The organism is Streptomyces sp. E-08 (assembly GCF_049913095.1).
In the GTDB taxonomy this organism is placed as follows: domain Bacteria; phylum Actinomycetota; class Actinomycetes; order Streptomycetales; family Streptomycetaceae; genus Streptomyces.
Genome location: NZ_CP183971.1, coordinates 2711314 through 2725346, shown reverse-complemented (window position 1 = coordinate 2725346; position 14033 = coordinate 2711314). Strand labels below are relative to the sequence as shown.

Genomic DNA, 14033 nt, shown 5'->3' with positions numbered 1-14033 from the left:
GCCGTACCGACGCCCCCGCGAGGTGCCGGTACGGCCCCGCTGTCCCCGTGAGGCGCCGCGCGATCGCCGCGGCCCTGCTCGGCATCCTGTCGCTCGCCGCCTGCGGCATACAGGACAGCGACGTCGTCGAGGCGGGCGGCGCCGCGACCATCGCCGTCCCCCCGGCGCCCGAGTTCCGGATGGTGCTCTACTTCCTCGGGCCGGACGGCCGCCTGGTCCCGGTGGCCCGCGAGGTCGGGATGCCGGTCCCCGAGACGACGTTCGCCTGGGGCGGCACGGACAAGGAGGCCGAGCGGAAGGCCCAGGGGATGGGCTCCGGCCAGTCCTCGCAGGAGCACGGCGCCCGGGTCGTCACGGACAAGGTGCTCGCCGCGCTCCTCGCGGGCCCGGGCGGGGCCGACACCGCGGCGGGCCTGACCACGGACCTCCCGAAGTCGGCGCAGGCGCCGCGCACCGAGCAGGTCACGGCGGCCGGGCTGACCCCGGAGGGGCGCCACACCGTCCGGATCCGCTCGCCGTTCCCCGTCAGGGACCTGTCGGACGCGGCCGTCCAGCAGCTGGTGTGCACGGCCGCGTACGCGGAGGACGGCGGGGGCATGGTCGAGGTGATCCTCACGGGCGCCGACGGCACCCTCCCCGCGACCGCGTGCGAACGCTGAGCGGTGTGCGCGCGGTCAGCGCGCCCGCAGATCCGCCAGCACCGCGTCCGTGAACGGCGGCCACGCCTCGACCGCCCACGGTCCGAAGGGCCGGTCCGTGAGGGCCACGCAGGCGGCCCGCGCGTCCGGGTCGATCCACAGGAACGTGCCGGCCTGCCCGAAGTGCCCGAAAGTGCGCGGCGAGGAGCTCGCGCCGGTCCAGTGCGGGGACTTGCCGTCACGGATCTCGAAGCCGAGCCCCCAGTCGTTCGGCCTCTGGTGCCCGTAGCCGGGCAGGATGCCGGTGAGACCGGGGTACGTGACGGTCATCGCGTCCAGGACGGTCCGCGCGTCGAGCAGCCGCGGCGCCTGCACCTCGGCGGCGAACCGCACGAGGTCGTCCACCGTCGACACGCCGTCCTTCGCGGGCGAGCCGTCCAGGGTCGTCGACGTCATGCCGAGGGGTTCGAGGACCGCCTGGTGCAGGTACTCGGCGAACGGGATGTCGGTGGCCTTGGCGACGTGGTCGCCGAGGGCCTCGAAGCCGGTGTTGGAGTAGATCCGCCGGGTGCCCGGCGCGGCCATGACCCGGTTCTCGTCGAAGGCGAGCCCCGAGGTGTGGGCGAGGAGGTGGCGGACGGTCGCGCCCTCGGGCCCGGCCGGCTCGTCGAGGTCGATCGCCCCCTCCTCGTACGCGACGAGGACGGCGTACGCCGCGAGCGGCTTGGTGACCGAGGCGAGCGCGAAACGCTGTCCGGTGGGGCCGTGGGACCCGGCCACGGTGCCGTCCGCGCGGACGACTGCGGCGGCCGCGGTGGGGACGGGCCAGTTCTCGATCGACGCCAGGCTCGGCACGCTGCTCTGCATGGGGCCGAGCCTACTTGCTTCGAGTGCACTCCAACGTTTTAGCGTGGGGTCCATGAGCGTGATCGAGAGCGTCGAGAGCACGACGAGAACCGCCGGGAAGGACCGCTACACGATCAGCGAGGTGGCCGCGCTGACCGGTCTCACCGCGCACACCCTGCGCTGGTACGAGCGGATCGGTCTGATGCCGCACGTCGACCGTTCCCACACGGGACAGCGCCGCTTCACCGAGCGTGACCTGGACTGGCTGGCCTTCGTCGGCAAGCTGCGGCTGACCGGGATGCCGGTCGCCGACATGGTCAGGTACGCCGAGCTGGTGCGCGAGGGCGACCACACCCGGGACGCGCGGCGGGAGCTCCTGGAGGCCACCCGGCGGGACGTCCTCACCAGGATCACCGAGCTCCAGGACACGCTCGCCGTGCTCGACATCAAGATCAGTCATTACGGGACCGCATGCGGAGGAACGTCATCATGACCAGCGTGACCAGGATCGACACCGTTCGTCTCGGCGGCCAGGACGGGCCGGAGATCGGCGTCCAGGGCTTCGGCGCCATGGGCATCAGCGACTTCTACGGGGACACCGACGAGGCCGCCGCCCGCGACACCCTCGACGCGGCCCTGGAGGCCGGCGTCACCCTGATCGACACCGCCGACATCTACGGCAGCGGCGCCAACGAGGAGTTCCTCGCGCCCTTCCTCGCCGCCCACCGCGACGAGGTCACCCTCGCCACCAAGTTCGCCATCGAGCGCCGCGCCGACGACCCGGCCTACCGGGCCGTCCGCAACGACCCGGCGTACGTCAAGAAGGCCGCCGAGGACAGCCTCCGCCGCCTCGGCGTCGAGACGATCGACCTCTACTACATGCACCGCCGCGACCCGGGGATCCCGTTCGCCGAGTCCGTCGGCGCCATGGCCGAACTCGTCCAGGAGGGCAAGGTCCGCTTCCTGGGCCTGAGCGAGGTCACCGGGCCCGAGCTGCGCGAGGCCCACGCCGTGCACCCGATCACCGCCCTCCAGTCGGAGTGGTCCCTCTTCTCGCGGGACGTGGAGCGCAGCGCCGTCGGCGCCGCGGCCGAGCTCGGCGTCACCTTCGTGCCGTACTCGCCGCTCGGCCGGGGCTTCCTCACCGGCGCGTTCGTGGACGCGGCCAAGGACCTGACGGGCGGCGACTTCCGCCGGCACCAGCCCCGGTTCACCGGCGAGAACGCCGAGCGGAACGCCGCCCTCCTCGACCCGGTCCGCAAGATCGCCGCCTCCCACGGCGCGACCCCGGCCCAGATCGCCCTCGCCTGGGTCCAGCAGCGCGCCGCCGTGCACGGCCTCACCGTCGTCCCCATCCCCGGCACCCGCAAGCGCTCCCGCCTCCTTGAGAACGCCGCCGCCACCCGCATCACCCTCACCGCCGACGAACTCGCCGCACTCGAGCCGATCGCCGGCCTGGTGGCGGGCGACCGCTACCCGGACATGAGCTCCACGTCGGCGGCCCGGGAGGCCTGAGGTCCCGGGGAGCCCGAGGCCCGGGAGCCTTGGGACCGCGGGGAGCCCGAGGCCCGGGGAGCCCGAGGCCCGGGGGGCCTGAGGCCCCGGCGGGCCTCACGCCAGCCCCAGGGCGAAGACCGCGAAGCCCGCCGCGAGGAGACCCGCCAGGGTGCGCCGGGCCGGTCCGGTCTTCGCCCACGGGGACTCGAAGCCGCGCGCGTACCGGCCGATCAGGACCAGCAGACCGGCGAAGACCGGCATCCAGGCGAGCCGGGCGAGGATCCAGCCGACCGAGTCCGGCGCGCCGACCAGACCGGCGATCTCCCCGAAGTACGAGGCGGGGACCGCCGCGGCGAGCATCGCCGTCTGGTGCCAGCACAGGATCGTCATCGCGGACAGGTTGACCACGACGACCGGCGCCCACACCGCGGGCCGCTTCAGGAACCGGCCGAGCCGGTCCCGCAGCAGGATCGCCGCACCGCTCTGCGCGGCGGCGAGGGCCAGCACGAGCAGCGACGGCGGGTGCGAGTTGGTGCGCGCCTCGCCGGGGACGCCGACCATCGACGCCGGGTAGCCGAAGGCCAGGAGCAGGGCGGCGAACAGCGCGGCGCCGCCGAGCAGCAGCCCCCACGCGTGGCGCCGGGTGACCCGGCCCTCGCCCCACGAGACACCGAGCTGGTACGCGAACAGCCAGCCGGGCAGGATGTTCAGCAGGCTCAGCCAGGACGGCACGGCGTCGGCGTACGGCCCGTACCGCAGGAAGTCGACGACGGCGACCGAGCCGAGCAGCGGCGCCGCGGCCCACACCCCGAGGCGGCGGGCCGCCCGCACGCACAGCGGCGTCAGCGCGGTGACCACCGTGTACACCCCGACGAACCAGAGCGGCTGGATCACCAGCGTGGACGCCGTCCGCAGGGTGTCCACGGGCACCCCGAGACCGAAGTGCAGCACCGGCAGCAGCGCCGCCCACACGGCGGTGACCCCGAGCACCGGCCGCCCGAGCCGGGCGAGCCGTCCGCCGAGCCACGCGCGCATGGAGCCCTCGTGGCGCCGGTACGACAGGACCGAGGCGTAGCCGCCGACCAGGAAGAAGATCCCCAGCATCTGGAGGACCCAGCTGACGGGCGCGAGCCCCGCGAACGTGCCCAGCGGGCTCGCGTTGTGGATCGCGCCGTCGGAGGAGAGCGTGAATCCGCCGAGCAGCCAGTGCCCGGTCGGCACGGCGAGCAGCGCGAGGGCGCGGAGCCCGTCGATCGCCCGGTCGCGGTGGGCGGGGGTGGAGGACTCGATCTTCGCGACGAGCGTCTTCATCGGACATCCCCCTCGGCGATCGCGGCGAACGCGCGGAGGGAGGACGTGCCGGGCGCGAAGTAGCCGCCGTGCCCGTCGGCGTCCCCGGCCGGGATCCGGCGCGCCCCGAAGGCCGGGTCGGTGGGGTCGGCGCCGTGCCCGAGCCCCGCGAACTCGACGTTCGGGACGCGGTCGATCCAGTCGGTGGGATCCTTCGCCGCCCAGACCCGGGCGGACGTTCCGAGGTCGGAGACGTTCTCGGCGCGCATCCCGGGGGAGCCGAACACCACCAGGTCCTTGACCTTCAGCTGATGGGCGGCGAGACCGCAGACCACGGAGCCGTAGCTGTGGCAGAAGAGGGACGGCTCGGCCGCGCCGACCGCGGCGAGACCGTCCGTGAACCGGGTCAGCCGGTCCGCCCCGGCCTCGGCGAGCCGGCCGGTGGCCGCGTCCAGGCCGACGCCCCGGGGCGTCGTGTACCCGGCCCAGGCGACGACCGCCGTACGGCCGCCGGTCGCCCGGCGCAGCTCGGACGCCATGTCCGCGAGCGGCCGCACACGAGCCGCGTCGACGTCGGAGCCGGGCACGATCACGGCCACATGCTCGGCCCGCGCCAGGTCCCCGTAGACCAGCGCCACCTGCCCCCGGCCGCGCGGATCGTGGGCGAGGACCCGCGCCCCGCCGAACTTCCCGCGGGTGGAGCGGGCGTTGGCCTCGTACCGCAGCTCCAGGGGCGCCCCGTCGAGGTTCCCGACGACCGTGGGGTGCGCCCGGGCCAGCTCCCGCTGCCGTACGGGACTCAGCCCGGCGAAGAAGCGCGCGACCTCGGCCGGGCCCATCCGCTCCGGGTCCGGCAGCCCCGCCGCCCGCCACGCCGCGGTCCCCATCGGGGCCCCGGTGACGGCCTCCTGGCTGTTCCCGGACGCCCAGCCGGCGGTGCCGGCGATCACACCGGTCACCACCGCGGCGGTGATCAGGGTCCTCGTGAAGCGGCGCATCGGCCCGCCCTCCCTCGCTCTTCTCGTTGGCGAGAGGAAGGTAGGAAGACGACGGGTGACGACACGTCACACCGGGGGGCCAACTCCCCTTTGATACCGGGGTAGGGGGTGGAGGAGCAGCCAACCGGAGGGAAGGGGTGGGGCTAGCCCCCGGGTGCTAGGGGGTGTCTTGCCGATCAGGCCGGGCTCGCGGCGTGATCGACAAGGCACCCCCTAGCGCGAGTCCCCGGGCGTGACCAGGCCCGACTCGTACGCGAAGACCACCGCCTGCGCGCGGTCGCGCAGGTCCAGCTTGGCGAGGACCCGGCCGATGTGCGTCTTCACCGTCTGCTCGGCGAGGACCAGGCTGTCGGCGATCTCCTGGTTGGACAGGCCGCGGGCGATCAGCTCCAGGACCTCCGTCTCGCGCGGGGTGAGCCCGTTCAGGCGCAGCGCCGCGGTGTCCCGGCGCGGCGCCGGACGCGAGGCCGCGAAGTCGGCGATGAGGCGGCGGGTCACGGACGGGGCGAGCAGCGCCTCGCCCGCCGCCACCACCCGTACCGCCGCGATGAGGTCCGCCGGCGGCGCGTCCTTGAGGAGGAAACCGGACGCGCCCGCGCGCAGCGCCTCGTACACGTAGTCGTCGACGTCGAAGGTCGTCAGCATCAGCACCTTCGGCCGGTGCGTGACCCCGGCCGGCGGGTGCAGGATCTCCCGGGCGGCGGCGAGCCCGTCCAGCTCCGGCATCCGTACGTCCATCAGGACCACGTCCGGGTGCGCCGAGCGCGCCACGTCCACGCCCTGCCGCCCGTCCGGCGCCTCGCCGACCACGTCGATGTCGGGCTGCGCGGCGAGCAGCGCGGCGAAACCGGCCCGCACCATGGCCTGGTCGTCGACGATGATCACGCGGATGGTCACTCGGTGTCCTTCGTACGCAGGGGAAGCCGGGCCGCGACCCGGAAGCCGCCGTCCGGCAGCGGCCCGGTGTCCAGCGAGCCGCCGGTCAACCGTACGCGTTCCCGCATGCCGACGAGCCCGTGGCCGGTGCCGGGGACACCCCGCTCCACGGAGGAACGCTCCTCCAGGGACGGCCCGTTGACGACGAGGACCGTCAGACACCCCTCGTCGACCCGGACCGACACCCGGGTCGAGGCCCCCGGCGCGTGCCGCACCACGTTCGCCAGGGCCTCCTGCACGATCCGGTACGCGGACAGGTCCACGGCCTGCGGCACCTCCCCGAGGTCCGCGGCGAGCCGCAGCTCGGCCGGCACGCCCGCGCGTACGGTCGCCTCGACGAGCTGCTGGACCCGGTCGAGACCCGGCTGCGGGGCGCGCTCGCCCTCGCTGCCGTCACTGCGGAGCACGGAGAGCAGCCGGCGCATCTCGGCCAGCGACTCGCGGGCGCTCGCCGCGATGGACGTGAACTCCTCGCGGGCCGCGTCCGGGAGTTCCGGGATGCGGTACGGGGCCGAGTCCGCCTGCACCGTGATCACGGACATGTGGTGGGCCACGACGTCGTGCAGCTCCCGCGCGATCCTGGCCCGCTCCTCCAGGAGCGTCCGGCGGGCCCGTTCGGCCTCGTTGATGGTCTCCTGCTCGGCGAGCCGCCGCTGCGCGTCGCCGCGGGCGCGGACCGCCGAGGTGAGGAGCAGCAGCACGCCGCTGAGGACGAGCAGCAGGGCGTGGAGGCTGGTGAGCCCGGCGGGCTGGAACGCCTCCAGGGCGAAACCGGCCACGCCGGTGGCCAGCCACACCCCGAACAGCGCCCGGCGGGACTCGCGCAGCCCGAGCGCGACCATCAGCGCGCAGTAGCCGATGACGACCGGCGGGGTCCACGGCCACAGCTCCGCGTGGGGGCCGTCCGAGCCGAGCAGCACGAGCGCGCCGAGCACGTCGGCGGTGAAGATCACCCACCAGGCCTGGAGGGGGCGGGTGACGGCGAGGAGGAGCGGCGCGGCCTGGGCGGTGCCGAGGGCGCCGGCGAGGGCGCCGTTGACGCCGTAGTCGTTGACGAGGAGCAGGACGGTGGAGGGGAGGAGCGCGGCGCTGAACGCGACGGCGACGACGTACGGCAGCAGCCGCACCCACCGGCCCGAGGCACCCGCGAGCAGCGGGGCGCCCGGCGTGGTGGGCGTGGTGAGCGCGGCCCCGAGCCCCTGGAACATCTCGCGGGACCGGCCCCAGAGACGGCGGGCGGCGGGCAGGGAGGCGGAGGGCGGCTCGGGCCGCGATGCGGTAACCATGACCCGCCCAGCGTAGGCAGCCCGCCCACCCCCCGACGTCATACCGAGGACCGGACCGAGACCTGATACCGAGGTATGACCCCACCCCACCACGCACCCCCACCCGGCCCCGTTGTGGGCATGCGTTCCGCCGGGGCGATGGGGGTCCCCCCTGCTCGAGCGAAGCCGAGAGCTTGGGGGAGGGTGGGCACAACGGAACGGCGCCCATGCCGGCGCCAGAGGCTTCAGCGCCTGAACCCGCACCCGTGGTGACGGCACCCGGTGGTGCGGGTCAGGACTCCGGAGGCGCCGCGAAGGGCGCCGGACGGGCCCACACGGACGCGGGGCGGGCCCACGCGGGCGCCCGGCAAGGCGCGCCCCCTCAAAGCTCCGCCAGGAGTTCCGCCTTCTTCGCCGAGAACTCCGCATCCGTGACCAGCCCCGCCTGATGCAACTCCCCCAAATGCCGAATCCTTTCAGCCACCGCCCCAGGATCCCGGCGCTCCCCGCCCCCGCCCGCCGCGACGGGGACAGGCACGGGCGCGCGGTCCTTGCCCCGGATCGCGGCGAGGACCGCCGCGGCGAAGGCCAGGGACTCGTGGACCGGCCCGTAGCGCCCGAAGACGACGCACGACGGGTCCTCGTCGGGCCGTTCGGCCCGGGGCCCGCCGCCCCGTGGCACCAGCCGCAGGTACCCGTCGACGCCGTCCGGCGAGCGCCATTCGACCCCGCAGAGGTCCCGTACGGAGAAGACCTGGTCGCCGGCCTTCCACTTCTCCGTGGACGCCCCCGTCCAGGACCAGCGGAAGGCGACCTCGGAGGTCCCGTCGAAGGTGGCCTTCCCGTCGTACGCCTTGAAGGACTGCGGCCCCGTGGGGGGCGCCACCAGGAACCGGTCGGCGGGTGCGACGCCCCCGACGACCCCGTCGCCCGGCGCGTACGCCTCGTACCCGGCGGCCCCCGCGGCCCCCGCGTGCGCGGCGAGGAGCGCCCGCAGCTCGTCCCGGTGGCGCTCGGCGAGCGGCTCGCGTTCCGCCGGGAGCACCAGGCGGTACGGATCGCTGCCCTCCTTGAGCTGCCCCGCGGCTGCCTCCATCAGCGGATCGGCGCCAGGCCGCGGCACGGCGTGGAGCACGACGGTGCCCCGCTTCCCGGGCGTGAGCGTCACCGACGCCAGCGCCTCGAGCGGTACGCGTCTCTCACGCAGCGCGTGGAGGAGCTTCGGCGTGCGGATCCCCCGATCGAAGCGGATGACGAGGGCGTCGCTCTCGAGCTCCCAGGTGGCATGAATTCCGGCCAGCACATCACCCATACGCCTCATCGTAAGCGGCGCGTGCCCTGGCGTCGCCCCTGTGAAAGGTCCCGAAATCGCGCGATCTACGCGCGTCAGAGCCCTTCCGTGCCGGATATTCCGTCGTGGCAAGCGCTGTCGGCACGTGCGCAGACGACCCGCGGGTACGCCCCGACGCCTATCGCGGCGAAGTTGCCGAGGCTCTGGGTCCCCGGCTCGAAGTAGCCGCTGTGGCCGATCGCCCCGCGTGCGGAGAGCAGCCGGGCGCCGAACTCGGGCGCGACCGGGTCGGCCCCGTGCCCGAGCCCGCCCACCTCCAGGTGCGGCACGTCCGCTATCCAGTCGTCGGCGTCCCGCATGGCCCACACGCGCGCGGGGCTGTCGAGTTCGGCGGCCCGCTCGACCCGCATCCCGGGGCTTCCGGCCACGGCCACGTCGGTCACCCGGGAGGGCAGCCGGGGCGCGGCGACCCCGCAGAGCACGGAGCCGTAGCTGTGGCAGAAGAGCGCCACGCGCGCGTGCGGGGGCAGCGACTCGGTGAGTCCCACGAGGCGTATGGCTCCCTCCTCGGCGAGCCGGCCGGTCGCCGCGTCGACGCCCACGCCGGCGGGCGCGGTGTAGTCGGCCCAGGCGATCACGGCCACGCGCGTGCGGGGCGCGGCCCGCCGCTCGGCCGAGTAGAGGGCCTCGGCCATGCCGGCGGGGGCGCCGTACCGGCCGTGGGTCTTCTGGAAGGTGAGCAGGTTGGTGTCGACGCCGGGCACGATCACGGAGACGCGCCGGGCCCGCCCCAGGTCGCCGAGGACCTCGGCGGCCCGTCCCGTACCGCTCGGGTCGAAGGCGAGGACCTGGCGGCCCGGCCGCATCAGCGAGGCGAAGCGGTCGACGCGGCGGCGTGCCTCGTGGCGGCCTTCGGGGGAGAGTCGGGTGTCGTCGACCCTGCCCCGCTCGGCGGCGTACGCGCGCGCGAGGGTGATCCGGTTGGCGCGGTAGCGCAGGGTGACCGGGGCGCCGTTGAGGTTGCCGACGACGAGCGGATGCCGGGCGGCGAGCCGGGCGCCGTCGGCCGGGCCGAGTCCGGCGAAGAACGCGGCGACGGTGGCGGCCGGTGCGCCCGGGTCGGGCAGGGGACGGTGGTGGATGCGGTCCCGCACCCAGGCGGCGAGCGCGGCCTCGCGGGACGACCACGGCACGGGCTGGTGCCGGATCGTGGTCCACCCGGTGGTCGCGAGGAGCACGAACACGACGGCGAGCGCGAGGAGCGCGCGCGTGGCGACGAGCGCGGGCGAGGTGTCGACGGAGGTCACGGGCGGCCACCCTACGGGGCGTGGGTGACGGCACCGGACCTGCGGGGGGTCCTACCGCTCGCGGTCCCAGTGCGGGGCGAGCGCCGGGCCGAGGTGGTCGAGGTAGGCCTCGGTGAGCGCGCGGATGGCCTCCAGGCTCTGGTCCGTGCCCCGGCCCCACATCTGGCCGGTCACCCGCATCACCCCGCTGAACGCCGCGACCGCGATCCGGGGGCGGGGGTCCTCGTCGACGTCGAGGCCCTCGCGCGCGGCGATGATCCGGGCGATGGTCTCCTCCATCTCGGTGGAGCGGCGCAGATGGACGGCGAGCAGCGCGGGCGTCGACTCGATCATCCGGTACGTGCGCAGGTACAGCTCGACGGGGACGACCTCCGCGATCGCCTCGCCGATGGTGTCCCAGGCGGACAGGACGGCGTTGCGCATCGCGTCGAGGGGGGCCTCGTCCGGCGGCCGCTGCCCGAGGGCGTGCACGAACCGGTCCTCCACCATGTGCTGGACGGTGAAGGCGACCTCCTCCTTGGAGGAGAAGTACCGGAAGAAGGTGCGCTGGGAGACCTCCACGGCGTCGACGATCTCGTCGACGGTGGTCCGCTCGTACCCCTGCGTGGTGAAGAGCTCCAGCGCCACCCGGGTCAGCGCGTCGCGCGTGCGCTGCTTCTTCCGCTCGCGCAGTCCGGGCACGGTCACGTCGAGGTCCTCTTTCCAGCGTTTCGTCCTGCTCAGCGTACCTGTGAGCTACGTGACAGTTACCGACGCGTGAATCGCTTTGTCAATTGTCAGTGACTGTCACTAGCCTCGATCACATGACTAGTCAGACCACAGTGGAAAAGGCCCCGCAGGGTCAGGGGGGCGTCCGGGAACCCGTACCGGTCCCGGCGAAGGGACTGCGCGGCCACCCCTGGCTGACCCTGTTCGGCGTGGCCGTGGGCGTGATGATGGTCGCGCTCGACGGCACGATCGTCGCCATCGCCAACCCCGCCATCAAGACCGACCTCGGCGCCAGCCTCGCCCAGGTCCAGTGGATCACCAACGGCTATCTGCTCGCCCTCGCCGTCGCCCTGATCACCGCCGGCAAGCTCGGCGACCGCTTCGGTCACCGGCAGACCTTCCTCATCGGCATCGCCGGCTTCGCCGCCGCCTCGGGCGCGATCGGCCTCTCGGACTCCATCGGGGCCGTGATCGCCTTCCGCGTCCTGCAGGGCCTCTTCGGCGCCCTGCTGATGCCGGCCGCGCTCGGCCTGCTCCGCGCCACCTTCCCCGCCGAGAAGCTGAACATGGCCATCGGCATCTGGGGCATGGTCATCGGCGCGTCCACGGCGGGCGGCCCGATCGTCGGCGGCCTGCTCGTCGAGCACGTCAGCTGGCAGTCCGTCTTCTTCGTCAACGTGCCGGTGGGCGTCGTCGCGCTCGTGCTCGGCCTGCTCATCCTGAAGGACCACCGCGCCGAGAACGCGCCGCGCTCCTTCGACGTCCTCGGCATCCTGCTGCTCTCCGGCGCCATGGCCTCCCTCGTCTGGAGCCTCATCAAGGCCGGTGAGTCCTGGGGCTGGTCCAGCGGCAAGACCTGGGGCTGCCTGATCGGCGCGCTGTTCCTGTTCGCGGTCTTCGCCTTCTGGGAGACCAAGGTCAAGGAGCCGCTGATCCCGCTGGCCATGTTCCGCTCCGTGCCGCTCTCGGCCGGTGTGGTGCTGATGGTCCTGATGGCCTTCGCGTTCATGGGCGGCCTCTTCTTCGTCACCTTCTACCTCCAGGGCGTGAAGGGGCTCAGCCCGGTCGACAGCGGTCTGCACCTGCTGCCGCTGACCGCGATGATGATCGTCTCCTCGCCGCTGGCGGGCGCGCTCATCACCAGGTTCGGGCCGCGCGTGCCGCTCGTCGGCGGCATGGTCTGCACGGCCGTCGCGATGTTCGGCATGATCACCCTCACGGCCGGCACCGGCACCCTCGCCATGTCCCTCTGGTTCGCCCTGCTCGGCCTGGGGCTCGCCCCGGTCATGGTCGGCGCGACCGAGGTCATCGTCGGCAACGCGCCGCTCGAACTCTCCGGCGTGGCCGGCGGTCTGCAGCAGGCCGCCATGCAGGTCGGCGGCGCGCTCGGCACGGCGGTGCTCGGCGCCGTCATGTCCTCCAAGGTCGCCGACTCCTTCGCGGGGAACTGGAAGGAGGCCGGCATCCCGGCCCCGGTCAACCCGCAGCTGGAGCAGGCCGCCGAGTTCGGCATGGCCCCGCCGGAGCTGGCCCAGGCGCCGGGGATGACCCCTGACCTCCTCCAGCTGATCACCAAGGTCATCCACGACACGTTCCTCGACGGCATGGGCCTGGCCTTCACCGTCGCCGGTGGCGTCGCCGTCGTCGCGGCCCTGGTCGCCACGCTCACCAAGCGCGGCGAGAACGCGGAGGCGGGCGGCATGGGCGGTCACATCTGACGTCCGGCTCTCGGGGTTCCCGTAGGGGGCCGTCACCCGTTCGCGTGAACGGGGGCGGCCCCTCTTCCGTCGGCGGGGGACGTCCGGCATTCTCGTGATTACAGAGAGTGACGAAACGGGGGTTCATCAGCATGTATACGAAGACGACACTCGCGCTCGCGGCCGCCCTGGCCACGTTCCTGACCACCTTCCTGGCCACCCAGCCGGCGGGAGCCGCCGAGCCCGCCGGGGCCTCCCCGCCGACGCTCGGGGCCGCCGCGCCCGCCGGGCGCGTGCCGGGGGCGGCCGCGCCGACCGGGACCGTGCTCGGGGTCTGTGGGCCCGGTCGGCTCTGTCTCTGGCCCAAGCCCGACTTCAAGGGCAGGCCGTGGACGCACGAGCTGGCCACGACCGACATCGACAGCTGCGTCGCCCTGCCACCGGGCACCTCGGCGCAGTCCCTCGCGAACCGCACGGGGCGGCCCGTCACCACCTACCAGTCGGCCGAGTGCGGTGAGACGGGCGAGTTCGAGACGTACCCGGGGCGGGGGACGTGGGTGCCGCAGACGGCCTACGAGGTCAGAGCGTTCAAGCTCTGGGAGCGGTAGGCGAGGGGACCTCGCGCGGCTCGTTCGGCCCCGGCGGGGGCGAGAGCCGGGCCACCTCGGCGCGGAGCTCCCGGACCTCCAGGGTGAGCGCCTCCAGGAGCTCGGTCTGCCGGCGCTCCACCGCGTCGTCGCGGTCGAACCGCGAGATGAACCAGGCCGCGATGTTGGCCGTGACGACACCGAGCAGGGCGATGCCCGAGAGCATGAGGCCCACCGCGAGGACCCGGCCGAGACCCGTGGTCGGGGCGTGGTCGCCGTAGCCGACCGTGGTCATCGTGGTGAACGACCACCACACCGCGTCCCCGAGCGTCTTGATGTTGCCGTTCGGGGCGTCCCGCTCCACATGCAGCACGGCCAGCGAGCCGAACATCATCAGCCCGACCACCGCGCCCGCCACATAGGTGGTGAGCGTTATCTGCGGGGCCATCCGGGCCCGCCGGCCCACGAGGAGGAGCGTGGAGACGACCCGCAGCAGCCGCAGCGGCTGCACCATCGGGAGTATCACCGCGAGCAGGTCCAGCGGATGGCCGCGCACGAAGCGCCAGCGGTCCGGGGCGAGCCCGAGACGGACGAGATAGTCGAGCGCGAAGGCGCCCCAGACGACCCACTCGACATGGGTGCAGAGCCGGTGCACCCACGGTTCGGCGCCGGGAGCCACGATCGGCACCGCGTAGGCGAGGCCGAACGCGACCGCGAGCACCAGGAGCGGTGTCTGGGTGCGCTCTTCCCAGCGCAGCTTCTTGACGGGCATGACCGGCATCGTAAGGAATGACGAAGGGCGGCGGGACCGCGTCCCACCGCCCTCACCAGCCCGAACGAGCCACCACCGCCGGCCACCACCGCCGGCCACCGGCGCCGACCACCGGCACCGTCAGCGGTCCACCGTCAGCGATCCACCGTCAGTGGCCCACCGCCGACGGCCCACCGCAGACGGTCCACCGCCGACGGTCCG

14 protein-coding genes are annotated in these 14033 nt (G+C 73.9%); 5 read left to right on the top strand and 9 right to left on the bottom strand.

All coding sequences use genetic code 11. The annotated features are described in order from the left end of the window. Nucleotides 1–47: 47 nt before the first annotated feature. On the top strand, nt 48–659 hold the full coding sequence (locus tag ACN9MM_RS12475) for a hypothetical protein (RefSeq protein ID WP_426363691.1): 612 nt from the start codon (nt 48–50) through the stop codon (nt 657–659). A 15-nt stretch (nt 660–674) separates the two neighbouring features. On the opposite strand, the gene ACN9MM_RS12470 is transcribed toward ACN9MM_RS12475, so the two are convergent. Further along, complete coding sequence (locus ACN9MM_RS12470) at nt 675–1505, bottom strand: serine hydrolase domain-containing protein (protein WP_426363690.1); 831 nt, start codon at nt 1503–1505, stop codon at nt 675–677. Nucleotides 1506–1557: 52 nt separating this feature from the next. On the opposite strand from ACN9MM_RS12470, the gene ACN9MM_RS12465 reads away from it, so the two are divergent. Further along, complete coding sequence (locus ACN9MM_RS12465) at nt 1558–1977, top strand: MerR family transcriptional regulator (RefSeq protein WP_426363689.1); 420 nt, start codon at nt 1558–1560, stop codon at nt 1975–1977. Next, complete coding sequence (locus tag ACN9MM_RS12460) at nt 1974–2999, top strand: aldo/keto reductase (RefSeq protein WP_426363688.1); 1026 nt, start codon at nt 1974–1976, stop codon at nt 2997–2999. The genes ACN9MM_RS12465 and ACN9MM_RS12460 overlap by 4 nt, the downstream gene beginning before the upstream one ends. Before the next feature lie 96 nt (nt 3000–3095). Here ACN9MM_RS12460 and ACN9MM_RS12455 read toward each other — a convergent pair whose 3' ends face one another. The 7 genes from ACN9MM_RS12455 to ACN9MM_RS12425 all read right to left on the bottom strand — a co-directional run bounded on the left by ACN9MM_RS12455 (nt 3096) and on the right by ACN9MM_RS12425 (nt 10755). After that, nucleotides 3096–4292, bottom strand: coding sequence for an acyltransferase family protein (locus ACN9MM_RS12455; protein WP_426363687.1), 1197 nt, complete (start codon nt 4290–4292; stop codon nt 3096–3098). Beyond that, a complete protein-coding gene (locus ACN9MM_RS12450; RefSeq protein WP_426363686.1) occupies nt 4289–5269 on the bottom strand; it encodes an alpha/beta hydrolase in 981 nt (326 codons plus the stop codon). The genes ACN9MM_RS12455 and ACN9MM_RS12450 overlap by 4 nt, the downstream gene beginning before the upstream one ends. A 213-nt stretch (nt 5270–5482) precedes the next feature. Further along, nucleotides 5483–6166 carry a response regulator gene (locus tag ACN9MM_RS12445; RefSeq protein ID WP_426363685.1) on the bottom strand — a complete coding sequence of 228 codons (684 nt, stop codon included), beginning with the start codon at nt 6164–6166 and terminating at the stop codon, nt 5483–5485. After that, nucleotides 6163–7491 (bottom strand): sensor histidine kinase, encoded by a 1329-nt coding sequence (locus ACN9MM_RS12440; RefSeq protein WP_426363684.1) that lies wholly within the window; start codon nt 7489–7491, stop codon nt 6163–6165. Before ACN9MM_RS12440 ends, ACN9MM_RS12445 begins: the two co-directional genes overlap by 4 nt. 361 nt (nt 7492–7852) lie before the next feature. Next, on the bottom strand, nt 7853–8782 hold the full coding sequence (locus tag ACN9MM_RS12435; protein WP_426363683.1) for a DUF4429 domain-containing protein: 930 nt from the start codon (nt 8780–8782) through the stop codon (nt 7853–7855). A gap of 74 nt (nt 8783–8856) precedes the next feature. After that, the gene (locus ACN9MM_RS12430; protein WP_426363682.1) at nt 8857–10068 is read right to left on the bottom strand and encodes an alpha/beta hydrolase; all 1212 of its coding nucleotides are present in this window, start codon (nt 10066–10068) and stop codon (nt 8857–8859) included. A gap of 51 nt (nt 10069–10119) precedes the next feature. After that, nucleotides 10120–10755, bottom strand: a complete 636-nt coding sequence (locus tag ACN9MM_RS12425) for a TetR family transcriptional regulator (protein WP_426363681.1) — start codon at nt 10753–10755, stop codon at nt 10120–10122. A 116-nt stretch (nt 10756–10871) separates the two neighbouring features. Between ACN9MM_RS12425 and ACN9MM_RS12420 the strand changes: the two genes are divergently transcribed. After that, entirely contained in the window at nt 10872–12494 is a 1623-nt protein-coding gene (locus ACN9MM_RS12420) for an MFS transporter (RefSeq protein ID WP_426363680.1), read from the top strand. Nucleotides 12495–12625: 131 nt separating this feature from the next. Then, the gene (locus ACN9MM_RS12415; RefSeq protein WP_426363679.1) at nt 12626–13081 is read left to right on the top strand and encodes a peptidase inhibitor family I36 protein; all 456 of its coding nucleotides are present in this window, start codon (nt 12626–12628) and stop codon (nt 13079–13081) included. On the opposite strand, the gene ACN9MM_RS12410 is transcribed toward ACN9MM_RS12415, so the two are convergent. Then, nucleotides 13062–13841, bottom strand: coding sequence for a potassium channel family protein (locus tag ACN9MM_RS12410; RefSeq protein ID WP_426363678.1), 780 nt, complete (start codon nt 13839–13841; stop codon nt 13062–13064). The genes ACN9MM_RS12415 and ACN9MM_RS12410 overlap by 20 nt on opposite strands. Nucleotides 13842–14033: the final 192 nt, after the last annotated feature.

Coding starts and splice junctions, on each gene's coding strand:
- ACN9MM_RS12450 (WP_426363686.1), bottom strand. CDS start 5,269: ATGCGCCGCTTCACGAGGACCCTGATCACCGCCGCGGTGGTGACCGGT.
- ACN9MM_RS12435 (WP_426363683.1), bottom strand. CDS start 8,782: ATGGGTGATGTGCTGGCCGGAATTCATGCCACCTGGGAGCTCGAGAGC.
- ACN9MM_RS12455 (WP_426363687.1), bottom strand. CDS start 4,292: ATGAAGACGCTCGTCGCGAAGATCGAGTCCTCCACCCCCGCCCACCGC.
- ACN9MM_RS12460 (WP_426363688.1), top strand. CDS start 1,974: ATGACCAGCGTGACCAGGATCGACACCGTTCGTCTCGGCGGCCAGGAC.
- ACN9MM_RS12470 (WP_426363690.1), bottom strand. CDS start 1,505: ATGCAGAGCAGCGTGCCGAGCCTGGCGTCGATCGAGAACTGGCCCGTC.
- ACN9MM_RS12440 (WP_426363684.1), bottom strand. CDS start 7,491: ATGGTTACCGCATCGCGGCCCGAGCCGCCCTCCGCCTCCCTGCCCGCC.
- ACN9MM_RS12465 (WP_426363689.1), top strand. CDS start 1,558: ATGAGCGTGATCGAGAGCGTCGAGAGCACGACGAGAACCGCCGGGAAG.
- ACN9MM_RS12410 (WP_426363678.1), bottom strand. CDS start 13,841: ATGCCGGTCATGCCCGTCAAGAAGCTGCGCTGGGAAGAGCGCACCCAG.
- ACN9MM_RS12415 (WP_426363679.1), top strand. CDS start 12,626: ATGTATACGAAGACGACACTCGCGCTCGCGGCCGCCCTGGCCACGTTC.
- ACN9MM_RS12420 (WP_426363680.1), top strand. CDS start 10,872: ATGACTAGTCAGACCACAGTGGAAAAGGCCCCGCAGGGTCAGGGGGGC.